The following is a 21,398-nucleotide window of genomic DNA, read 5'->3' as shown; positions in this document are numbered from 1 at the left end:
CGGTGGCGCTTACTTCTCCTTCGCCAACCCCAGCTTGTCGATGATCACCTTCTCGCGCACCACCGTGTCCTGCGCGAACTTGGTGTACGTGGCCGAGCTCATGTAGTTGGGCAGCATGTCGTAGCGGCCGAGCGAGGCCACGTAGCTCGGTTCTTCCATCGCCTGCTTGAAGGCGTCGTGCAGCTTCTTCACGACCTCGGGCGGGGTGCCCTTGGGCGCGCCGATGCCGAAGGGCGAGTTCTGCACCACGTCGTAGCCCAGCTCCTTCAGCGTGGGCGCGTCGGGGAACTTGGCCAGGCGCTTCTCGCCCCAGGTGTTGAGCACGCGCAGCTTGCCGGCCTCGACCTGCGGCGCGAAGCCGGTGCTGTCGGCCGCCGCCATGAGCTGGCCGCTGACCACGGCCAGCATCAGGTCGGCGCTGCCCTTGTAGGGCACGTGCTGCAGCTGGATGCCGGCCTTCTGCGCCACGATCTCGGTCGTGAGGTGCGGGCTGGTCAGGTTGCCGGTCGAGCCGTAGGTGAGCTTGCCGGGGTTGGCCTTGGCGTAGGCGACGAAGTCGGCCCAGGTCTTGAAGGGGCTGTCGGCCGGCACGACGATGCCGAAGGCATAGCCGGTGACGTTCAGCACGTAGCTGATGTCCTTGAGCGGGTCCCAGTTGATCTTGGTGGTGTAGCCCAGGCGGAACACACCCAGCGGAATCTGCGCGACGGTGTAGCCGTCGGGCTGCGCGGTCTGCAGCGCCTGCGCGGGCAGCGTGCCGCCGGCGCCGGGCTTGTTGTCGATGATCACGGGCTGGCCCAGGATCTTGCTGGCGTTGTCGGCCAGCTGGCGCATGGTGATGTCGGTCGGGCCGCCCGCGGGAAAGGCGATCACGAGCTTGATGGGCTTCGCGGGAAAGGCCTGTGCAAGCACCGCCAGCGGCGCGGCGAGGCCGCAGGCGGCCAGCGTGGCGGCACGGAGAAGGGAACGGCGAAACATGACGGAAGGCTCCTGAAGCGTGGATCGAGCCGCGCATTGGGCCCTGCCCCGCCCGGTGCAGCAATCGGGGCTCACCCGACTGCTGTCGCCAGGGCTACTCGCCCCCTCAGCCCGCGGCTTGCGCGAAGCCTTCGAGAACGTTGACCGCGTTCACACCCACCTCGGCCACCGCATAGCCGCCCTCGAACACGAACACCGTCGGCAAGCCAGCGCGCGCGAGGTCTTCGCCCATGCGCAGGTAGTCGTCGCTCTTCAGCTTGAAGCCCGAGATCGGGTCGCCCTCGAAGGTGTCGACACCGAGCGAGACCACGAGCGCGCCGGCCTTGACCTTCGCGATGCCGTCGAGCGCTGTGCGCAGCGCCGCGCGCCAGGCCGTGAAGCCGGTGCCGCGCGGCAGCGGCAGGTTGTGGTTGAAGCCTTCGCCTTTGCCCGCGCCGCGCTCGTCGGCGTGGCCCAGGTAGTAGGGGTAGTCGGTCAGCGGGTCGCCGTGCAGGCTGGCGAAATGCACGTCGCTGCGCTCGTAGAAGATGGCCTGGGTGCCGTTGCCGTGGTGGTAGTCGACATCGAGCACGGCCACGCATTCGACGCCCGCATCGCGCAGCGCCTGCGCGGCGACGGCGGCGTTGTTGACGAAGCAGTAGCCGCCGAAGAAGTCGGCGCCCGCATGGTGGCCCGGCGGACGCGTGAGCGCGAAGGCACTGCGCTCGCCGCCGAGGACGCGCTGCGTCGCCGTCCACGCACAGGCCGCGCCATGGCGCGCGGCGGCCCAGCTGCCGGCCGTCAGCGGCGTGCCGGCATCGAACGAAAAGAGGCCCAGGCGCGCGGGAAAGCTCTTCGGCAGCACGTCGGTGCGCATGCCGCGTGTGGGCCAGTACGAGGGCAGCGCGTCGCGCGTGGCGTTGGCGGCATCGAGCGCCACCCACTCGTCCCAGGCATGCGCGATGAAGTCGAGGTAGCGCGGTGCGTGCACCTTCGCCAGCAGCGCCTCGTCAAACGCGTCGGGCGCCTGCAGCGGGCCAAGGCCGCGCCGCTCGAGCTCGTGCCTCACATGGTCGACGCGGGCGGGCACCTCGAAGCAGGGCACCAGCTCGCCCCGGAACATTTCGACTTGGCCTTGGTGCAGTGCGTGCTGGTCGTTGTAGATGGTGAGCATGAAGCGGCGAAGGGCGTGGCGACAGGGCCTGCCATCATGCCGCACGCCGCAGCACCGCCCGGCGCCGCCCCGAGGCGGTGAGGCCGAACAGGTCCTTCGGGTCGTCGAGCTCGGGCACCAGCGCGATCTGCCGGCCCACCCCGCGCTCCAGCGCCAGCTGCTGGATGCAGCGCAGCGCCGTGTAGTCCTCCAGCGCGAAGCCGACCGAGTCGAACACCGTCACCTGCTCCGGCCGCTCGCGGCCCGGCACTTCGCCCAGCAGCACGCGCCACAGCTCGTGCACCGGGAAGTCGGGCGCCAGCTGCTGGATCTCGCCCTCGATGCGCGTCTGCGGCTCGTACTCGACGAACACGCGCGCGCCGCGCAGCACGTCGGGGTGCAGTTCGGTCTTGCCGGGTGAATCGCCGCCCACGGCGTTGATGTGCATGCCGGGCTCGATCATCTCGGGCGTGAGCACGGTCGCGTGGCCCTGGTAGGCGGTGATGGTGGTCACGATGTCGGCGCCGCGCACCGCCTCGGCGGTGGAGTCGGCGCGCACGATCTCCATCGGCGTGCAGGCCGCGAGGTGGCGCACCAGCTTGTCGGTGGCGCGCGGGTCGATGTCGAACACGCGCACCTGCTCGATGCCCAGCAGCGCATGGAAGGCCAGCGCCTGGAACTCGCTCTGCGAGCCGTTGCCGATCAGCGCCAGGCTGCGCGCATCGGGCCGCGCCAGCGCCTTGGCGGCCATGGCCGAGGTGGCGGCCGTGCGCAGCGCGGTGGTGAGCGTGAGTTCGGACAGCAGCACGGGGTAGCCCGTGTCGACCTCGGCCAGCACGCCGAAGGCCATGACCGTGGGCAGGCCGACCTGCGTGTTGTGCGGGTGGCCGTTGACGTACTTGAAGGCATAGGCGCCGTCGTCGGCCACGGGCATGAGCTCGATCACGCCCAGGTGCGAATGGCTGGCCACGCGCGCCTTCTTGTCGAACTCGCGCCATCGCAGGAAGTCGTCGCGCAGCGCGTCGGCCAGCGTGACGAGGAATTCCGGGACGCCGGTCTCATCCACCAGGCGAACCAGGCTGTGAACATCGATGAAGCGGGTCATGGCGCGGCTCCTTGCGTAGCCCCCGGCACGGCGCTTCATCCGTTCACACGGTCTCCACCATGGCTGATTCAGGATGCGCCTGCGCCAAGGGTTCAAGCCATTGTGCGCCTGTGCGCGTCAACGTGCCAACACGGCCTTAAGAGCTACGCCAGTGTGCGTACCCAATCGCACCACCTCCTCCGGCGGCGCCGCCGCCACGATGCGTCCGCCGGCGTTGCCGCCTTCGGGTCCGAGGTCGAGAATCCAGTCGGCTTCGGCGATCAGGTCGAGGTCGTGCTCGATCACCACCACGCTGTGGCCGCCGTTCACCAGCCGGTGCAGCACGTGGATCAGCTTCTCGACGTCGGCCATGTGCAGGCCCACGGTCGGCTCGTCGAGCACGTACAGCGTGTGCGGCGCCTTCTGGCCGCGGCGGGTGATGTCGTCGCGCACCTTGCTGAGTTCGGTCACCAGCTTGATGCGCTGCGCCTCGCCGCCCGACAGCGTGGGCGACGGCTGCCCCAGCGTGAGGTAGCCCAGGCCCACGTCCTTCAGCAGCTGCAGCGGATGCGCGATGTTGGGCATGCTGGCAAAGAACTCCACCGCCTCGTCGACCTCCATCTTCAGCACGTCGCCGATGCTTTTGCCGCGCCAGCTCACGGCCAGCGTCTCGGGGTTGAAACGCGCGCCGTGGCAGACCTCGCACGGCACCTTCACGTCGGGCAGGAAGCTCATCTCGATGGTGCGCACGCCCGCGCCTTCGCAGCCCGGGCAGCGGCCTTCGCCGGTGTTGAAGCTGAAGCGCGCCGGGCCGTAGCCGCGCGCCTTGGCCTCGAGAGTGTCGGCGAAGAGCTTGCGGATGGTGTCCCAGAAACCGATGTAGGTGGCGGGGCAGCTGCGCGGCGTCTTGCCGATGGGCGTCTGGTCGACCTCGAGCACGCGGTCGATGACCTCGTAGCCGTCGACGCCGCGGCAGCCGACCCAGGCCGGGCGCTTGCCCGCGGCATCGGCGTCGCGGCCGGCCTTGGTCATGCGCTGCACCACGATGCCCTGCACGCTGGCCAGCAGCACGTCGCGCGCGAGCGTCGACTTGCCCGAACCGCTCACGCCGGTGACCACCACGAGGCGGTGCAGCGGCAGCGTGGCGGTCACGTCCTGCAGGTTGTGCAGGTCGGCGCCGTGCACGGTCAGCCAGTTGCCGCTGTCCTCGGCCTTCGGGTCGGGCGAGGGAATGAGGCGGCGCGCCTGCAGCGGATGCTTGATGGCGTCGCGCAGGTAGCGGCCGGTCTGCGAATCGCCGGCCTTCTGGATGTCGGCCACCGTGCCCTCGGCCACGAGGCGGCCGCCGCGCTTGCCGGCGCTGGGGCCGATGTCGATGATGTGGTCGGCGCGGCGGATGGTGTCTTCGTCGTGCTCCACCACCACCAGCGTGTTGCCCTTCTCGCCGAGCTTGTGCAGTGCGTTCAGCAGGATCTGGTTGTCGCGCGCGTGCAGGCCGATGGTCGGCTCGTCGAGCACGTAGCACACGCCCTGCAGGTTGCTGCCCAGCTGCGCCGCCAGGCGGATGCGCTGCGCCTCGCCGCCCGAGAGCGTGGGCGCGCCACGGTCGAGCGTGAGGTAGCCCAGGCCCACCTCCTCGAGGAATTCGAGGCGGCTCTTGATCTCGGGCACGAGGTCGCGTGCGATCTCGGCTTCGCGGCCGTTGAGCACCAGCCCTTCGAACCACTGGCGCACCTCGGTCACGCTCATGCGCGCCAGCTGCGTGATGCCGATGCCGCCCGAGCCGTCGGCCGCGGTGCCGAAGCCCACGGCGCGCGCGGTGGCGTTCAGGCGCGTGCCTTCGCAGGTCGGGCAGGCCACGTCGGCCAGGTCTTCGACCTCGGGCTCGGCGAAGGTCTGCTCGCGGCCCTTGCTGTCGTCGTCGCGGATCGAATCGTCGAAGACCTTGCGCTGGTCCTTGCTGAGCTTCACGCCCGTGCCCACGCAGTCGGGGCACCAGCCGTGCTTGCTGTTGTAGCTGAACAGGCGCGGATCGAGCTCGGCATAACTGGTGCTGCACACCGGGCAGGCGCGCAGCGTGGAGAACACCTGCACGCGGCCAATGCCCACGGCGGACACGCCGGCCATCATGGCGGCGCGCAGGCCGTCGAGTTCGCTCAGCACGTGCACCACGCCCTTGCCGTGCTCGAGCGCCTTGGTGAGCGCCGCGCGCAGCTCGTTCTCCTGCGAGGGCAGCACGTCGAGGCTGGCCACGGGCAGTTCGATGCTGTGTTCCTTGAAGCGGTCGATGCGCGGAAAGCCCGTGGTCGGCAAAAAGTCGCCGTCCACGCGCAGATGCGTGAAGCCGCGCGGACGCGCCCAGTCGGCCAGCTCGGTGTACACGCCCTTGCGGTTGCTCACCAGCGGCGCGAGCAGGCCGATGTGCTGGCCCTTGAAGTTGCGCATGAGCTGCGCGGCGATGCTGTCGGGCGTCTGGGGCTGCACGGCCGCGCCGTCGTGCACGCAATGCTGGATGCCCAGCTTCACGTACAGCAGGCGCAGGAAGTGCCACACCTCGGTGGTGGTGCCCACCGTGCTCTTGCGGCCGCCGCGCGACAGGCGCTGCTCGATGGCCACCGTGGGCGGAATGCCGTACACCGCGTCCACCTCGGGCCGGCCCGCCGGCTGCACGATGCTGCGCGCATAGGCGTTGAGCGATTCGAGATACCGGCGCTGGCCTTCGTTGAAAAGGATGTCGAACGCCAGCGTCGACTTGCCCGAGCCGCTCACGCCCGTCACCACGCTGAACTTGCCGCGCGGAATGTCCACGCTGAGGTTCTTCAGGTTGTGCTCGCGCGCGTTGACGATCTCGATGGCGTTGCCGCCGGGCGCCGTCTTCGCGTTGGCGATGTAGCGCCGCGCGGCGCGCTCGGCCACCTTGTAGGCGCCCGGACCGACGGCGAGTTCGTAGTCGGCCAGCGCCGCGCCAGTGAGCGAGGCGCGGTTCTCGCGCAGCTGCTCGGGCGTGCCCTCGGCCACCACCTGGCCGCCGGCGTCACCGCCTTCGGGGCCGAGGTCGATGAGCCAGTCGCTGGCGCGGATCACGTCCAGGTTGTGCTCGATGACGATGAGCGAATGGCCCGCGTCGAGCAGCTTGCGCAGCGCGCGCATCAGACGCGCGATGTCGTCGAAGTGCAGGCCGGTGGTCGGCTCGTCGAACAGGAACAGCGTGCCCTTGCGCGCCACCATCTGGCGGCTCGCGGTCGCGCTCTTGGCCGCCTCGGCCAGGAAGCCCGCCAGCTTCAGGCGCTGCGCCTCGCCGCCCGACAGCGTGGGCACGGGCTGGCCGAGCTTCACGTAGTCCAGGCCCACGTCGACGATGGGCTGCAGCACGCGCAGCACGTCGCGGTCGGTATCGAACAGCGCCGCAGCCTCGGCCACGGTGAGCTCCAGGATGTCGGCCACGTTGTAGCCGCGGCCCTTGCGCTCGATCTTCACTTCGAGAATCTCGGGCCGGTAGCGCTTGCCGTCGCAATCAGGGCAGCGCAGGTACACGTCCGACAGGAACTGCATCTCGACGTGCTCGAAGCCCGAGCCGCCGCAGGTGGGGCAGCGCCCGTCGCCGGAGTTGAAGCTGAACTTGCTCGCGGTGTAGCCGCGCTGGCGCGACAGCGCCGCGGTGGCGAAGATTTCGCGGATGGCGTCCCACGCGCCCACGTAGCTCGCGGGGTTGGAGCGCGCGGTCTTGCCGATGGGCGACTGGTCGACGAACACCACGTCGCCCAGGTGGTCGGCGCCGAGCATGCGGTCGTGCGCGCCCGGCGTCTCGGTGGCCTTGCCGAAGTGGCGCATGAGCGCGGGTGCCAGCACGTCCTGGATGAGCGTGGACTTGCCCGAGCCGCTCACGCCGGTCACGCACACGAGGCGCGCGAGCGGAAAGTCGACCGTGATGTTCTTCAGGTTGTGCTCGCGCACGCCTTCGAGGATGAGCCGGTGCGTGTTCTCGCTCACGAGCCGCTTGAAGCCCATGCCGATCTTCTTGCGTCCGCCCAGGTACTGGCCGGTGAGCGTGTCGGCGTCGCGCAGCTGGTCGGTGCCGCCGTCGAACACGATCTGCCCGCCGCGCGCGCCGGGGCCGGGGCCCATGTCGATCACGCGGTCGGCCGCGAGCATCACGGCCGGGTCGTGCTCCACCACCACCAGCGTGTTGCCCGCATCGCGCAGGCGCAGCATGGCCTCGGTGATGCGGTTCATGTCGCGCGGGTGCAGGCCGATGCTGGGCTCGTCGAGCACGAACAGCGTGTTCACCAGCGAGGTGCCCAGCGCCGTGGTGAGGTTGATGCGCTGCACCTCGCCGCCGCTGAGCGTGCGGCTCTGGCGGTCGAGCGTGAGGTAGCCGATGCCCACGTCGTGCAGGTAGCGCAGGCGCGTGGTGATTTCCTCGAACAGCAGCTTCAGCGCCTGCGCCTCGCCTTCGCTGGCAGGGCTGCCGTTGCCGTGGTGCTCCACGCGGTCGAAGAACTTGCGCAGCCGCTCGATGGGCAGCAGCATCAGGTCGTGCAGGCACAGGCCGGGCAGCGCCTCGAGCTGCGCGCGGCTCCACTTCGCGCCGGTGGGCAGGAAGCGCTTTTCAGGCGGCAGCACCGCGTCGGCGTCGTCCTTGCTGCCGATGCGCCACAGCAGCGGATCGAGCTTCAGGCGCGCGCCGCTGCACACGGGGCACGGCGTGTAGCTGCGGTACTTCGACAAGAGCACGCGGATGTGCATCTTGTAGGCCTTGCTCTCCAGGTAGCCGAAGAAGCGGCGCACGCCGTACCACTGCTTGTTCCAGTTGCCGTCCTTGTAGTTGGGCGTGCCTTCGATCACCCAGTGCTTCTGCTCCTCGGTGAGCTTGTTCCACGGCGTGTCGCGCGGAATGCCGGCGGCCTCGGCGTGGCGCATGAGGTCGTCCTGCGCCTCTTTCCACGCGGGCGTCTGGATGGTCTTGATGGCGCCGGCGCGCAGCGTGAGCTTGTCGTTCGGGATCACGAGCCCCAGGTCGACGCCGATCACGCGGCCGAAGCCGCGGCAGGTGTCGCAGGCGCCCACCGCCGAGTTGAACGAGAACATCGACGGGATGGGGTCGGTGTAGCGGATGTCGCTTTCAGGGCAGTGCAGCCCGGTCGAGAACTTCCACACGTCGGTGGGTGCGTTCTCTTCCGCGCCGGTCGCATGCACGGTGACGCGCCCGCTGCCGCGCTTGAGCGCCACCTCGATCGCCTCGACCACGCGCGCGCGCTCCGCGCTCGAGATGCGGAAGCGGTCGGCCACCACATCGAGCACCTTGCGCGGGCCGGTGGGCGTGGCCACCTCGCGCTCGGCCTGCACGCGCGTGAAGCCGCTGGCGGACAGCCACTGCGTCACTTCGTCCGCCGTGGTGCCGGCCGGCAGCTCGACCGGGAAGGTGATGACGATGCGCGGGTCGCCCGCGGCGGCCGCGCGCTCGGCGATCTGCGCATAGATGCTGTCGGGCGAGTCGTGGCGCACCGGCAGCGCGGTCTCGCGGTCGAACAGCTGGGCCGCGCGCGCGTAGAGCAGCTTCAGGTGGTCGTTCAGCTCGGTCATCGTGCCGACCGTGGAGCGCGAGGAGCGCACCGGGTTGGTCTGGTCGATGGCGATGGCGGGCGGCACGCCCTCCACCTTGTCGACGGCCGGCTTGTCCATGCGGTCCAGGAACTGGCGCGCGTAGGCGGAAAAGGTCTCCACGTAGCGGCGCTGGCCTTCGGCGTAGAGGGTGTCGAACACGAGGCTCGACTTGCCCGAGCCGCTGGGCCCGGTGACCACGGTCATCTCGCCGGTGCGGATGTCGAGGTCGAGGTTCTGGAGGTTGTGCTGGCGCGCGCCGCGAATCCGGATGGAGCCCTGTGTCATGAGTGCCTTGGGGGGTGGGGCAAACATTCTAGGGAGTGCTTCGTGACGCTTCGGCCCACGCCGGCGCATGGGCGGCGCCCGCGCAGGGGTTTGTCTGGATGCGTCCAAAGACACTTTATGAAACAAATGCGACATTTGTTTTCACAATTGTTCAGCGAGTCTCCCGAAGGCTCCGAAAGGCTTTCATGACGAAGAAGAAAGTGGCAGGTTCACGGCACGCGCTCGGCGTGGCGGCCCTGCTGGCGCTGTGCGCAATGGGCGCTTCGGCCCAGATCGTGATCGGCCAGACCGCGGGCATGACCGGCTCGGTGGCCGCCAGCGTGAACGAGACCATCGGCGGCGCGCAGCTGGTGATCGACGCGGCCAATGCCCAGGGCGGCATCCACGGCGAGAAGATCGAGGTCATCCGCATGGACGACGCCTTCGACGTCAAGCGCGCGGGCGATAACGCGCGCGTGCTGATCGAGGACAAGAAGGTGCTGGCGCTCTTCATGAGCCGCGGCACGCCGCACTCGCAGGCCATCATCCCCTACCTGGACAAGAACGAGGTGGCGCTCATCGGCCCCTCGACCGGCGCGATGGTGCTGCACAAACCACTGCAAAAGCACGTGTTCAACGTGCGCGCCACCTACCAGCGCGAGGCCGAAAAGGCGGTGCAGCACCTGCTGACCATCGGCCTGACGCGCATCGCCGTGGTCCACGTGACCGACTCGTTCGGCGCCGACGCGCTGCAGGGCGCGATGAACGGCTTCACCAAGGGCAAGGCCCAGCCGATCGCGACCGTGCCGGCCGACCGCGAGAAGCCCGACTACAAGACCATCGTGCCCGCCATCATGAAGGCCGACGCGCAGGCGGTGGTGTGGATCGGCTCGGGCGTGGCGGTGGTCGACGGCATCAAGGCGCTGCGCGCCGCGGGCTCGGCGGCGCAGGTGGTCACGCTGTCGAACAACGCCTCGTCGGGCTTCATCAAGCAGCTGGGCGACGCCAGCCGCGGCGTGATCGTGACGCAGGTGTTCCCCAGCGAACGCTCGATGGGCCAGCCGATGGTGAAGGAGGCGCTGACGCTCGCCCGCGCCAAGGGCCAGGGCGAGCTGTCGCCGGCCGCGCTCGAGGGCTTCGCCTCGGCCAAGGTGCTGGTGGAGGCATTGCGCCGCGCGGGCCCCAAGCCCACGCGCGCCAAGGTGCTCGCGGCGCTCGAAAGCCTCAAGGGCTACGACCTGGGCGGCGGGCTCGAGGTGAGCTACTCGCCGCAGGACCACAGCGGCATCGACTTCGCGGACCTCGCGATCATCAGCGAAGGCCGCTTCAAGCGCTGACGCGCGCCCCGTTGCGTTACTTCGCGGCGGAGGCCGCGGCAGCCGGTGCCGACGCGCCAGGCGCCGGCGTGGCCGCCGGTGCGGGGGCGTGCGTCGTGTCGCCGCCGTGCTTCTCGCCGGACATGTCGATCTTGTCGCCGCCCATCGAAATCACATACAGGGCAATGGCGGCGAAGATGACGAAGCCGACAACGATTTTCCACATGGGTACTGTCTCCTGAGAAGATGAAACGGGGGATGAAGAGGGTTCAAGAAAAAGGCCTCATGCCGCGGGGCATGAAGCCTCTTTGTTGAACGGAGGGCAGCCGCCGCGCGGCCCCCTCCAGATGCCGCCGATCAGTCGTTGGCGTAGATGTCCACGTCCTTGGTCTCGCGGATGAACAGCGTGCCGATCACCAGCGTGATGCCCGCGATGATGATCGGGTACCACAGGCCGTTGTACATGTTGCCGGTCGAGGCCACGATGGCGAAGGCGGTGGTCGGCAGCAGGCCGCCGAACCAGCCGTTGCCGATGTGGTACGGCAGGCTCATCGAGGTGTAGCGGATGCGCGTGGGGAACATCTCGACCAGCATCGCGGCGATCGGGCCGTAGACCATGGTCACCAGCAGCACCAGCCAGAACAGCAGCACGATGGTCAGCACCTTGTTGATCTTGGCGGGATCGGCCTTGGACGGGTAACCGGCGACCTTCAGGTCTTCGGCCACGCCCTTCTTGAAGGCGGCGATGGCCTTGACGCTGGTCTCGTCGAACTTGGAGTTCGCGACCACGCCGGTGGGCGCCTCGACGGTCTTGTCGCCGATCTTCACGACGGCCGCGGAGCCGGGCGCGCCGGCCACGTTCTCGTAGCTCACCGAGTTCTGCACCAGGTAGCGCTTGGCGATGTCGCACGAGCTCTTGAAGTCGATCTCGCGGGCCACCGGGTTGCCCTGGAACGAGCAGGTCTTCGGGTCGGCCGTCACGGTGACGCCGGCCGTGGCTTGTGCGCGGGCCAGGTCGGGGTTGGCGGCTTCGGTCAGCATCTTGAAGACCGGGAAGTAGGTGACCACGGCCAGCAGGCAGCCGGCCATGATGATCGGCTTGCGGCCGATCTTGTCGGACAGCGTGCCGAACACCACGAAGAAGGGCGTGCCGAGCAGCAGCGCGGCGGCGATCATCAGGTTGGCGGTGGTCGCATCGACCTTGAGCTGCTGTGTCAGGAAGAACAGCGCGTAGAACTGGCCCGAGTACCAGACCACGGCCTGGCCGGCCGTGAGGCCGATCAGCGCCAGGATCACGATCTTCAGGTTCTTCCACTGGCCGAAGGATTCGGCCAGCGGTGCCTTCGAGGTCTTGCCCTCGGCCTTCATCTTCTGGAAGGCCGGCGACTCCGACAGCGTCAGGCGGATCCACACCGAGATGGCCAGCAGCAGGATGGAGACCAGGAACGGAATGCGCCAGCCCCACTCGCCGAACGCCTGCTCACCGAGCCAGGTGCGCACGCCCAGGATCACGATCAGGCTCAGGAACAGGCCGAGCGTGGCCGTGGTCTGGATCCACGAGGTGTAGGCACCGCGCTTGCCGTGCGGCGAGTGCTCGGCCACATAGGTGGCAGCACCGCCGTACTCGCCGCCGAGCGCCAGGCCCTGCAGCATGCGCAGCGCGATCAGGATCACCGGCGCCGCGACGCCGATGGTCGCGTAGCTGGGCAAGAGGCCGACGATGAACGTCGACAGGCCCATGATCAGGATCGTCACCAGGAAGGTGTACTTGCGACCGATCATGTCGCCCAGGCGGCCGAACACGATGGCGCCGAACGGACGCACCAGGAAGCCGGCGGCAAACGCCAGCAGCGCGAAGATGAAGGCCGCGCCCGCATCCAGGCCGCTGAAGAACTGTTTCGCGATGATCGCGGCGAGCGAACCGTACAGATAGAAGTCGTACCACTCGAACACGGTGCCGAGCGAGGAGGCGAAGATGACCTTCTTCTCCTCCGCGGACATGGGCCGGGGGGCCGGATGCGGCACTCCCCTTGAATCTAGCGTGGCTGCCATCGTCGTCTCCTGGTGTGTATGTATGCGTCCATCGGTTCCCGGCATTCGGGACCGTGGGGCATTCTTGGAGGCGCGACTGACCCGAGGCTTTCGCGAAACTGAACGGGCGCTTACGGTTTAGGGTGAAACCCGCGCTGCTCGTTTCAGCTTGTAAGAAACAAGGACCCTGCGCGGGTTTGTCCTCAGTCCTTGCTGCGAAGCAGCAAAAAAGCCTCAGCTCTTGCGCAGCAACGAGGGGCGCTGGTCGGCACCGGTCCATTGCGGACCGTCGAACCAGGCATCGCCCTGCAGGTAGGCGCGCAGCATCGCGAGGCCGTCGAAGCCCCAGAACAGGCGCCCGTCGACCACGTAGCACGGCACGCCGAACACGCCCTGTGCCACCGCCTCGTCGGTGTTGCGCTTGAGCAGGGCCTTGTTGTCGTCGCCGTTCACGTCGCGCTTCGGTTGCAGCTGCGCGGTGAGCGCGGCCAGCCGCGTGGCATCGCCCGCCTCTTCGCCGCCGCGCCACACATGGCGAAAGAGGGTCTCGGCCGCCAGGCGGCTGATGCTGCCGTCGTCGCCCGTGGCCACGGCCAGGCGCAGGTGCGGCAGCGGGTTGTAGGGGTGCGAGGCCGGCATCTCGATGGGGATGCCGTGCGCCTGGCCCAGCCACAGCACGTGGCGGTAGGTCCAGCTGCGCTTCGAAGGAATCTCGGCCGGCCCGAGCTGGCCGTGGTGCTTGAGCAGCGCGCCCAGCAGCACGGGCTTGTAGGCCACGCTCACGCTCAGGCCTTCGAGCGCCTCGGGCAGGTGCTCGAACGCCAGGTGCGCGTAGGGCGAGATGAAATCGAGATAGAAGTCGATGTGCTTCATGCGTCGTGGTCTCCTGTGGTGGGTTCGGGCACGCGCCAGATGCCGGCCTGGGCCCGCAGTTCGATCGCGCGCCACACCTGGCGGCGGCTGTCGTCTTCCATCTTGCTCCAGCCGGCGATCTCGGGAATGGTGCGCAGGCACCCTTCGCAGAAGCCGCTCAGGCGGTCCATGCGACACACCGACGAGCACGGCGAGGGCACCTCGCCGTCCATGCGCTGCACGGTGCCTGCGCGCTCGGCAAGCGCATGCGCTTCGTCGAAGTTCACACCACGTCGGCCACCGGCGCGCCGGTGAGCTTCTCTAAATCGGTCGGGTGCAGCTGGAACACCGCGTGCGGATGGCCCGCGGCGGCCCAGATCTCCTCGAAGCGGAACAGCTCGCGGTCGATGAGCACCACGGGCTTGGTCACATGGCCCACCGGCGACACGCCGCCGATGGTGAAGCCGGTGCGCGCCTTCACGAAGTCGGCGTCGGCGCGGCCGGTCTTGCCGACGATGGCGTCGACTTTCTTCTCGTCGACGCGCTTGTCGCCCGAGGTGATGACCAGCACCGCCGCCTCGTCGCTCTTGCGCCGGAAGATGATGCTCTTGGCGATCTGACCGACCGAGATGCCGAGCGCGTCGGCGGCCTGCTGCGCGGTGCGGCAGGCGTCGTCGAGCATGCGGGGCGCATGGGGATGGCCGGCGTCCTGCAGCACGCGGGAGACGCGCTGGACACCTTCAGGGAGGGAATGGAGTTCGGAGCCGCACATGGCAAGTTCTTCGAGGTTCGTGGGGGCGTTCGCCCTGCGTTGCAAGGCCCCGAGCATACGGAAAAGCCCCGCGCACCGGCGCCGCCGCCCCCTTGCGCCCCTGCACCCCGGCGCACCAATGCGGAGAGCGCCGGCGCACGACGCCCGTGCGCGGCGTGCCGGCCCCGGTCCGATTTCGGTGCGCCATCGGCCGACAAGGCCCGCCACACGGGCTTTTGAGCGCGGCACGCTTATTGCTGAACACGGTGGCGACCCACCGGCCTCTGCGGCGGGTTCGCAATGCCTCCGCTAACGACGGCGGGGTTCAAGCGCACCGATGGCCGCCCGCCGCCGGTTCGTCTGCTCCAACCCATTTCGCATCCGTTCCGTCGCGGGGGCCCCAACGACGCTGTCTGTTCGACAGCGGCTGCGGGGGCGCCTTCCAGGGCCGGTTGCGTGCAGGACCCCCAATGAAGATCGCAGTCATCGGCCACGGCATGGTCGGCCACAAGTTCCTCGAGCAACTCCACACGCTCGGCATTCCCGACGCACAGGTCACCGTGCTGTGCGAAGAGCCACGCCCGGCCTACGACCGGGTGCACCTGTCCGAATACTTCTCCGGCAAGACGGCCGACGACCTGTCGCTGGTCGAGCCCGGCTTCTTCGAGCGCAGCGGCTTCACGCTGCGCCTGGCCGCGCGGGCCGTGGCCGTCGAGCGGCGCAACAACACCGTCACCACGGCCGACGGCGAGGTGATCGCCTACGACAAGCTGGTGCTGGCCACCGGCTCCAACCCCTTCGTGCCGGCCGTGCCGGGCCGCGACCGACCGAACTGTTTTGTCTACCGCACCATCGAGGACCTCGACGCCATGAAGGCCTGCGGCGCCAAATCGCGCAGCGGCGTGGTGGTGGGCGGCGGCCTGCTGGGCCTGGAATGCGCCAAGGCGCTGCGCGACATGGGCCTGGAAACGCACGTGGTCGAGTTCGCACCGCGCCTGATGGCGGTGCAGGTCGACGAAGGCGGCGGCCGTGCATTGCGCGGCAGCATCGAGGCGCTGGGCCTGCACGTGCACACCGGCCGCAACACGGTAGAAATTACCGACGGCGCGAGCGCGCGGCACCGCATGGTGTTCGCCGACGGCACGCACCTGGAGACCGACATGATCGTGTTCTCCGCCGGCATCCGCCCGCGCGACGAACTCGCACGCCAGAGCCTGCTGGCCGTGGGCCCGCGCGGCGGCGTGGCGATCGACAGCCACTGCCGCACCAGCGATCGCAACGTCTACGCCATCGGCGAATGCGCGGCGTGGAACGAACAGACCTTCGGCCTCGTCGCACCGGGCTACGACATGGCGCGCGTGGCCGCCCGCCACATCGCCGGCCAGGACGACGCCGCCTTCACCGGCGCCGACCTGAGCACCAAGCTCAAGCTGATGGGCGTCGACGTCGCCAGCATCGGCGACGCGCACGGCAAGACGCCGAAGTCGCGCGCCTACCAGTACATCGACGAGCGCAAGCAGGTCTACAAGAAGATCGTCGTCAGCGAAGACGGCAAGCAGCTCTTGGGCGCGGTGCTGGTCGGCGACGCCAGCGAGTACGGCACGCTGCTGCAGCTGGCGCTCAACGGCATCGCACTGCCCGACGAGCCCGAGTTCTTGATCCTGCCGTCGAGCGACGGCAAGGCCAAGCCGGGCCTGGGCGTCGAGGCCCTGCCCGACAGCGCGCAGATCTGCTCCTGCAACAGCGTCACCAAGGGCCAGATCTGCGAGGCCGTGGGCCAGGGCGTGTGCACGCCCGCCGAGATGAAGGCCTGCACCCAGGCCGGCGCCACCTGCGGCGGCTGCGTGCCGCTGGTCACGCAGGTCATGAAGATGGAAATGGCCAAGCGCGGCATGGCCGTGAACAACCACCTGTGCGAGCACTTCCCCTACTCGCGCCAGGAGCTGTACCACCTCATCCGCGTGGGCGAGATCCGCAGCTTCGCCGACCTGCTCGCCAAGCACGGCAAGGGCCTGGGCTGCGACATCTGCAAACCGACCGCCGCGAGCATCTTCGCCTCGTGCTGGAACGAGTTCGTGCTCAAGAAAGACCTGGCCGGCCTGCAGGACAGCAACGACTACTTCCTGGGCAACATCCAGAAGGACGGCACCTACTCCGTGGTGCCGCGCATGCCCGGCGGCGAGGTCACGCCCGAGGGGCTGATCGCCGTGGGCCAGGTTGCGAAGAAGTACGGCCTGTACACCAAGATCACCGGCGGGGCGCGCGTGGACATGTTCGGCGCGCGCGTCGAGCAGCTGCCGGCCATCTGGGAAGAACTCATCGCCGCCGGCTTCGAGTCGGGCCATGCCTACGGCAAGTCGCTGCGCACGGTGAAGAGCTGCGTGGGCTCCACCTGGTGCCGCTACGGCGTGGACGACAGCGTCGGCCTGGCCGTGGAACTGGAGAACCGCTACAAGGGCCTGCGCGCGCCGCACAAGATCAAGTTCGGCGTGTCGGGCTGCACCCGCGAATGCGCCGAGGCGCAGGGCAAGGACGTCGGCATCATCGCCACCGACAAGGGCTGGAACCTCTATGTGTGCGGCAACGGCGGCATGAAGCCGCGCCATGCCGAGCTGCTGGCGAGCGACCTGAGCAAGGCCGACCTCATCCGCATGATCGACCGCTTCCTGATGTTCTACGTGCGCACGGCCGACCGCCTGCAGCGCACCAGCACCTGGCGCGAGAACCTCGAGGGCGGCCTCGACTACCTCAAGGGCGTGCTGCTGCAGGACACGCTGGGCCTGGGCGCCGAGCTCGAGGCGCAGATGCAGCACGTGGTCGACACCTACCAGTGCGAATGGAAGACCGCGGTGAACGACCCCGCCACGCGCCAGCGCTTCCGCTCCTTCGTGAACAGCGAGAAGCCCGACGAGCACATCGTCTTCGTGCAGGAGCGCGGCCAGAACCGCCCCGCACGCCCCGAGGAACGCCGCGAGACCAGCGCCGCCTGAGCGACCGACAACGAAGGAAACCCCATGACCACCGACACCCTGAACTGGACCGCCGTGTGCGCCGCCGGCGACATCCTCCCCGACACCGGCGTGTGCGCGCTGGTCGACGGCGTGCATGTCGCGATCTTTCGCGTCGGCCAGGAGCCCTCGCTCTTCGCCATCGACAACGTCGACCCGAAGGCCGGCGCCAGCGTGCTCTCGCGCGGGCTGGTCGGCAGCCTGGGCGAGCGCATCGTCGTGGCCTCGCCGCTCTACAAGAACCACTTCGACCTGCGCAGCGGCGAATGCCTGGAGGCGCCCGAGCACTCGGTGCGCGCGCATGCGGTGCGCGTCGAAGACGGCCGCGTGCTCGTCGCGCTGGCCTGACGCCGCCCTCTTCCGATTTTTTCAGCCTCTCTCCAAGGACCCCGAATGGCCTACCTCGCCCCTGCCGAATTCGTGACCAAGATGGTCGACGCCGGTGAATCCAAGCTGCTGATGTCCACGCGCGACACGCTGATCCGCTCGTACATGGCCGGCGCCATCCTCGCGCTGGCCGCGGCCTTCGCCGTGAGCATCACCGTGAACACCGGCAATGCGCTGGTGGGTGCGATGCTGTTCCCGGTCGGCTTCATCATGCTGTACCTGCTGGGCTTCGACCTGCTCACCGGCGTGTTCACGCTGGCGCCGCTGGCCGTGCTCGACAAGCGCCCCGGCGCCACCTGGGCCGGCGTGATGCGCAACTGGAGCCTGGTGTTCGTGGGCAACTTCGCGGGCGCGCTCACGGTCGCGGTGTTCATGGCGATCATCTTCACCTTCGGCTTCAGCGAGGCGCCCAACGCCATCGGCGAGAAGCTCGGCCACATCGGCGAAGGCCGCACCGTCGGCTATGCGGCGCACGGCGCGGCCGGCATGCTCACGCTGTTCATCCGCGGCGTGATGTGCAACTGGATGGTCTCGACCGGCGTGGTCGCGGCCATGATGTCGACCACCGTGTCGGGCAAGGCCATCGGCATGTGGATGCCCGTGATGGTCTTCTTCTACATGGGCTTCGAGCACTCCATCGTCAACATGTTCCTGTTCCCCGCCGGCCTGATGCTGGGCGGCAAGTTCACCTTCATGGACTACCTGATCTGGAACGAACTGCCCACCGTGATCGGCAACCTCGTCGGCGGCCTGACCTTCGTGGGCCTCACGCTGTACGCCACGCACTACAAGACGGCGGCCAAGCGCGTCGCCAGCTGAGCCACCGCATCGTTCGCATGCCCGCGCCGCCGCGCAAGCAGCTGCGCGTGACGCTCGGCCAGCATTCGCTGGCGGGGCTTCACGCGCCGGTCAACCAGGACTTCCACGGCGCCATGCTGCCCGAGGGCGCGCTGCGCGTGTCCAAGGGCATCGCCGTGGCGCTGGCCGACGGCATCGGCTCCAGCCGCGTGAGCCAGGTGGCGAGCGCGGCGGCCGTGCGCGGCTTTCTCGACGACTACTACGCCACCTCCGACACCTGGTCGGTGCAGCGCGCGGCGCAGCGCGTGCTGGGCGCCACCAACGCCTGGCTGCATGCGCAGACGATGCGCAGCGACGCGCGCTTCGACAAGGACAGCGGCTACGTCTGCACCTTCAGCGCGCTGATCCTCAAGGGCCGCGACGCGCACCTGCTGCACGTGGGCGACGCGCGCATCCACCGGCTGCATGCCGGCGCGCTCGAACAGCTCACCGAGGACCACCGCGTGCGCGTGTCGTCGGTGGAGTCGTACCTCGGGCGCGCGCTGGGCGCGGGCGCCCATGTCGAGATCGACCACCGCTGCTGGCAAGCCGAGGTCGGCGAGGTCTACCTGCTGGCCACCGACGGCGCCTACACGCACCTGGACGCCGCCGCCGTGCACGAGGCGCTGGCGCTCCACGCAGACGACTTCGACGCGGCAGCGCGCTGGCTCACCGAGGCCGCGCGCACCCGGGGCAGCACCGACGACATCACCGTGCAGCTGCTGCGCATCGACGAACTGCCCGACGCCGCCGCGCCGCCCGCGCAGCTGCAGCGCGAGGGCCTGGCGATGCCGCCGGCGCTGACGCCGCGGGCGCGCTTCGAGGGCTTCAGCCTCGTGCGCGAGCTGCACATGAGCGCGCGCAGCCACGTCTACCTGGCCACCGACGACGCCACCGGCCAGCCCGCCGTGCTGAAGCTGCCGTCGGTCGACCTGCGCGACGACCCCGGCTACCTCGACCGCTTCGTGCTCGAGGAATGGGTGGCGCGGCGCATCGACAGCCCGCACGTGCTCAAGGCCAGCGCCGTCCAGCGCCCGCGCGCGCACCTGTACGTGGCCATGGAGTACGTCGACGGCCACACGCTCGCGCAGTGGATGGTCGACCACCCCCGGCCCGACCTGGACAGCGTGCGCGGCATCGTCGCGCAGCTGGCGCGCGGGCTGCAGGCGCTGCACGGCAAGGAGATGCTGCACCAGGACCTGCGGCCCGAGAACGTGATGATCGACCGCACCGGCACCGTGAAGATCATCGACCTGGCCGCGACCCACGTGGCCGGCCTGGCCGACGGCAGCGGCGAGGCCCGCGCGCTCGCCATCGAAGGCACGCTGCAGTACACCGCGCCCGAGTACTTCACCGGCCACGGCGGCAGCGCGCGCTCCGACCTGTTCTCGCTGGCCGCGATCGTCTACCAGATGCTGTGCGGGCAGCTGCCCTACGGCCTGCAGGTGTCACGCATCCGCACGCAAGCCGACGTGGGGCGGCTGCGCTATGTGCCCGTGCGCCACCTGCGGCCCGAGCTGCCCGCGTGGGTCGATGCCGTGCTGCAGAAGGCGCTGCACCCGCAGGCCGCGAAGCGGCAGCAGGCGGTGTCGGAGTTCGCGCACGACCTGCGCGCGCCGGGCCCGGAGTTCTGGAGCGCGCGGATGCCGCCGCTGATCGAGCGCCGCCCCGTGCTCTTCTGGCAGTGCACCACCGTGCTGCTGGCCGCGGCGGTGGTGCTGCTGCTGGGGCTGCGCGCCTTCGGGCGCTGAGAAATAAGAAGGCTCAGCCCGCGCGCTTGGTGCGGATCGCCTTCGAGGCGCGCGAGTTCGGCTCGCGCCCCAGCGCTTCGCTGATGTACACGCCCGCGTCGATGAGCTTGTCCAGGTCGATGCCGGTGGCGATGCCCATGCCGTGCAGCATGTAGACCACGTCTTCCGTCGCGACGTTGCCCGTCGCGCCCTTGGCGTAGGGGCAGCCACCCAGGCCGGCCGAGGACGACTGGAAGTTCCACACGCCCAGCTCGAGCGCCGCCAGCGTGTTGACCAGCGCCTGCCCGTAGGTGTCGTGGAAGTGGCCGGAGATGGCGTCGACATCGAAGTGCGCCAGCGTGGCCTCCATGGCCGCCTGCACCTTGCGCGGCGTGCCCACGCCGATGGTGTCGGCCACGTCCACGCGCTGCACGCCGATGCCCTTCATCAGTTGCGCGAGGTAGCCGACCTTGGCCGGCGCGATCTCGCCTTCGTAGGGGCAGCCCACGGTGCACGACATCGCGCCGCGCACGGCGATGCCCTTGGCGCGCGCCGCTTCGACCACGGGTGCGAAGCGCTCGATGCTCTCGGCGATCGAGCAGTTGATGTTCTTCTGGCTGAAGGCCTCGCTCGCGGCGCCGAACACCACGATCTCGTCGGGCCACTCTTCGCGCGGCGCGGCAATGGCGGCCTCGAAGCCCTTCATGTTGGGCGTGAGCACCGAGTAGAGAACGCCCGGCTTGCGCTGGATGCCGTGCATCACTTCGGCGTTGTCGGCCATCTGCGGCACCCACTTGGGCGAGACGAAGCTGGTGACCTCGATCTCTTTCAGGCCGGCGTCCTGCAGGCGGTGCACGAGACCGATCTTGACCTCGGCGGACACGGGTTGCTTTTCGTTCTGGAGGCCGTCGCGCGGACCGACGTCGACGAGCTTGACCTGGGTGGGGAGTTTCATGGGATGTCTCTGGTGTCGCTGTCGCGGGAGGGGGATGAAAAACCGGCTTCGATTGTCCGACACATGGGCTTGCGCTGCTTGGTACACAAGTCGCGGAAGGTAGCAATGCGCGCCTGTGGGGTTGCAAATGGTGCCAACCGGCCGGCCCCGCAGGAAAACAGCCGCTAGACGGTTTCGCGCTGCGCGAAGCCGTCGGGCAGATCGCTCGCGGCTTCGGCCTCGCTCACATCGACCGCCTCCACGCGCGCACCGGCCGGCCCCTGGCGCGCCCAGTGCACCAGCGCCTCGACCGCATCGGCCTCGCCGGCCACGAGCGCTTCGACCTTGCCGTCGCGCCGGTTGCGCACCCAGCCGCGCACGCCGAGCCGCTGCGCGGCCTGCACCATCGACCAGCGATAGCCCACGCCCTGCACGAGCCCGTGGACGACGAGATGGCGGGTGATGGTGGCGTGGGCGTTCATGGAAAGTG

16 protein-coding genes are annotated in these 21,398 nt (G+C 69.0%); 5 read left to right on the top strand and 11 right to left on the bottom strand.

What is annotated here, in order from left to right; genetic code table 11:
- Window positions 1-9: 9 nt before the first annotated feature.
- The 4 genes from AC1RLW_RS26010 to uvrA form a co-directional block, all read right to left on the bottom strand.
- Window positions 10-978 (bottom strand): Bug family tripartite tricarboxylate transporter substrate binding protein, encoded by a 969-nt coding sequence (locus tag AC1RLW_RS26010; protein ID WP_062477370.1) that lies wholly within the window; start codon window positions 976-978, stop codon window positions 10-12.
- Between the two features lie 106 nt (window positions 979-1,084).
- The gene (locus AC1RLW_RS26005; protein ID WP_493195626.1) at window positions 1,085-2,131 is read right to left on the bottom strand and encodes a histone deacetylase family protein; all 1,047 of its coding nucleotides are present in this window, start codon (window positions 2,129-2,131) and stop codon (window positions 1,085-1,087) included.
- Between the two features lie 34 nt (window positions 2,132-2,165).
- Entirely contained in the window at window positions 2,166-3,215 is a 1,050-nt protein-coding gene (gene ocd / locus AC1RLW_RS26000) for an ornithine cyclodeaminase (protein WP_307638102.1), read from the bottom strand.
- Window positions 3,216-3,332: 117 nt separating this feature from the next.
- Window positions 3,333-9,083, bottom strand: coding sequence for an excinuclease ABC subunit UvrA (uvrA, locus tag AC1RLW_RS25995; protein ID WP_493195625.1), 5,751 nt, complete (start codon window positions 9,081-9,083; stop codon window positions 3,333-3,335).
- A gap of 185 nt (window positions 9,084-9,268) precedes the next feature.
- Between uvrA and AC1RLW_RS25990 the strand changes: the two genes are divergently transcribed.
- Entirely contained in the window at window positions 9,269-10,399 is a 1,131-nt protein-coding gene (locus AC1RLW_RS25990) for an ABC transporter substrate-binding protein (protein ID WP_062477357.1), read from the top strand.
- A 16-nt stretch (window positions 10,400-10,415) separates the two neighbouring features.
- Here the strand turns inward: AC1RLW_RS25990 and AC1RLW_RS25985 are convergent, their stop codons facing one another.
- From AC1RLW_RS25985 to AC1RLW_RS25965, 5 genes are all read right to left on the bottom strand, one after another.
- Window positions 10,416-10,604, bottom strand: coding sequence for a hypothetical protein (locus tag AC1RLW_RS25985; RefSeq protein WP_056577413.1), 189 nt, complete (start codon window positions 10,602-10,604; stop codon window positions 10,416-10,418).
- A 131-nt stretch (window positions 10,605-10,735) separates the two neighbouring features.
- Window positions 10,736-12,430 (bottom strand): MFS transporter, encoded by a 1,695-nt coding sequence (locus AC1RLW_RS25980; RefSeq protein ID WP_062477354.1) that lies wholly within the window; start codon window positions 12,428-12,430, stop codon window positions 10,736-10,738.
- A 213-nt stretch (window positions 12,431-12,643) separates the two neighbouring features.
- On the bottom strand, window positions 12,644-13,282 hold the full coding sequence (locus tag AC1RLW_RS25975; protein WP_095746907.1) for a 2-hydroxychromene-2-carboxylate isomerase: 639 nt from the start codon (window positions 13,280-13,282) through the stop codon (window positions 12,644-12,646).
- The gene (locus tag AC1RLW_RS25970; protein WP_082818188.1) at window positions 13,279-13,548 is read right to left on the bottom strand and encodes a DUF1289 domain-containing protein; all 270 of its coding nucleotides are present in this window, start codon (window positions 13,546-13,548) and stop codon (window positions 13,279-13,281) included. Before AC1RLW_RS25970 ends, AC1RLW_RS25975 begins: the two co-directional genes overlap by 4 nt.
- Complete coding sequence (locus tag AC1RLW_RS25965; protein ID WP_062477348.1) at window positions 13,545-14,033, bottom strand: YbaK/EbsC family protein; 489 nt, start codon at window positions 14,031-14,033, stop codon at window positions 13,545-13,547. Before AC1RLW_RS25965 ends, AC1RLW_RS25970 begins: the two co-directional genes overlap by 4 nt.
- Before the next feature lie 449 nt (window positions 14,034-14,482).
- On the opposite strand from AC1RLW_RS25965, the gene nirB reads away from it, so the two are divergent.
- The 4 genes from nirB to AC1RLW_RS25945 are packed head-to-tail and all read left to right on the top strand — an operon-like array spanning window position 14,483 to window position 19,995.
- Complete coding sequence (gene nirB / locus AC1RLW_RS25960; RefSeq protein ID WP_493195624.1) at window positions 14,483-17,002, top strand: nitrite reductase large subunit NirB; 2,520 nt, start codon at window positions 14,483-14,485, stop codon at window positions 17,000-17,002.
- Between the two features lie 24 nt (window positions 17,003-17,026).
- Entirely contained in the window at window positions 17,027-17,368 is a 342-nt protein-coding gene (gene nirD / locus AC1RLW_RS25955) for a nitrite reductase small subunit NirD (protein WP_062477342.1), read from the top strand.
- Window positions 17,369-17,413: 45 nt separating this feature from the next.
- Complete coding sequence (locus tag AC1RLW_RS25950; protein ID WP_493195623.1) at window positions 17,414-18,226, top strand: formate/nitrite transporter family protein; 813 nt, start codon at window positions 17,414-17,416, stop codon at window positions 18,224-18,226.
- 17 nt (window positions 18,227-18,243) lie between these two features.
- Window positions 18,244-19,995 (top strand): bifunctional protein-serine/threonine kinase/phosphatase, encoded by a 1,752-nt coding sequence (locus AC1RLW_RS25945; protein ID WP_493195622.1) that lies wholly within the window; start codon window positions 18,244-18,246, stop codon window positions 19,993-19,995.
- 13 nt (window positions 19,996-20,008) lie between these two features.
- Here the strand turns inward: AC1RLW_RS25945 and AC1RLW_RS25940 are convergent, their stop codons facing one another.
- Entirely contained in the window at window positions 20,009-20,929 is a 921-nt protein-coding gene (locus AC1RLW_RS25940; protein WP_493195621.1) for a hydroxymethylglutaryl-CoA lyase, read from the bottom strand.
- A 164-nt stretch (window positions 20,930-21,093) separates the two neighbouring features.
- Window positions 21,094-21,390, bottom strand: coding sequence for an acylphosphatase (locus tag AC1RLW_RS25935; protein WP_493195620.1), 297 nt, complete (start codon window positions 21,388-21,390; stop codon window positions 21,094-21,096).
- Window positions 21,391-21,398 lie beyond the last annotated feature (8 nt).

Source organism: Variovorax sp. GW822-FHT04A09, from assembly GCF_058801005.1.
This window is presented reverse-complemented; position numbering and strand designations above follow the sequence as displayed.

Coding starts and splice junctions, on each gene's coding strand:
- AC1RLW_RS26010 (WP_062477370.1), bottom strand. CDS start 978: ATGTTTCGCCGTTCCCTTCTCCGTGCCGCCACGCTGGCCGCCTGCGGC.
- AC1RLW_RS26005 (WP_493195626.1), bottom strand. CDS start 2,131: ATGCTCACCATCTACAACGACCAGCACGCACTGCACCAAGGCCAAGTC.
- ocd (WP_307638102.1), bottom strand. CDS start 3,215: ATGACCCGCTTCATCGATGTTCACAGCCTGGTTCGCCTGGTGGATGAG.
- uvrA (WP_493195625.1), bottom strand. CDS start 9,083: ATGACACAGGGCTCCATCCGGATTCGCGGCGCGCGCCAGCACAACCTC.
- AC1RLW_RS25990 (WP_062477357.1), top strand. CDS start 9,269: ATGACGAAGAAGAAAGTGGCAGGTTCACGGCACGCGCTCGGCGTGGCG.
- AC1RLW_RS25985 (WP_056577413.1), bottom strand. CDS start 10,604: ATGTGGAAAATCGTTGTCGGCTTCGTCATCTTCGCCGCCATTGCCCTG.
- AC1RLW_RS25980 (WP_062477354.1), bottom strand. CDS start 12,430: ATGGCAGCCACGCTAGATTCAAGGGGAGTGCCGCATCCGGCCCCCCGG.
- AC1RLW_RS25975 (WP_095746907.1), bottom strand. CDS start 13,282: ATGAAGCACATCGACTTCTATCTCGATTTCATCTCGCCCTACGCGCAC.
- AC1RLW_RS25965 (WP_062477348.1), bottom strand. CDS start 14,033: ATGTGCGGCTCCGAACTCCATTCCCTCCCTGAAGGTGTCCAGCGCGTC.
- nirB (WP_493195624.1), top strand. CDS start 14,483: ATGAAGATCGCAGTCATCGGCCACGGCATGGTCGGCCACAAGTTCCTC.
- nirD (WP_062477342.1), top strand. CDS start 17,027: ATGACCACCGACACCCTGAACTGGACCGCCGTGTGCGCCGCCGGCGAC.
- AC1RLW_RS25950 (WP_493195623.1), top strand. CDS start 17,414: ATGGCCTACCTCGCCCCTGCCGAATTCGTGACCAAGATGGTCGACGCC.
- AC1RLW_RS25945 (WP_493195622.1), top strand. CDS start 18,244: ATGCCCGCGCCGCCGCGCAAGCAGCTGCGCGTGACGCTCGGCCAGCAT.
- AC1RLW_RS25940 (WP_493195621.1), bottom strand. CDS start 20,929: ATGAAACTCCCCACCCAGGTCAAGCTCGTCGACGTCGGTCCGCGCGAC.
- AC1RLW_RS25935 (WP_493195620.1), bottom strand. CDS start 21,390: ATGAACGCCCACGCCACCATCACCCGCCATCTCGTCGTCCACGGGCTC.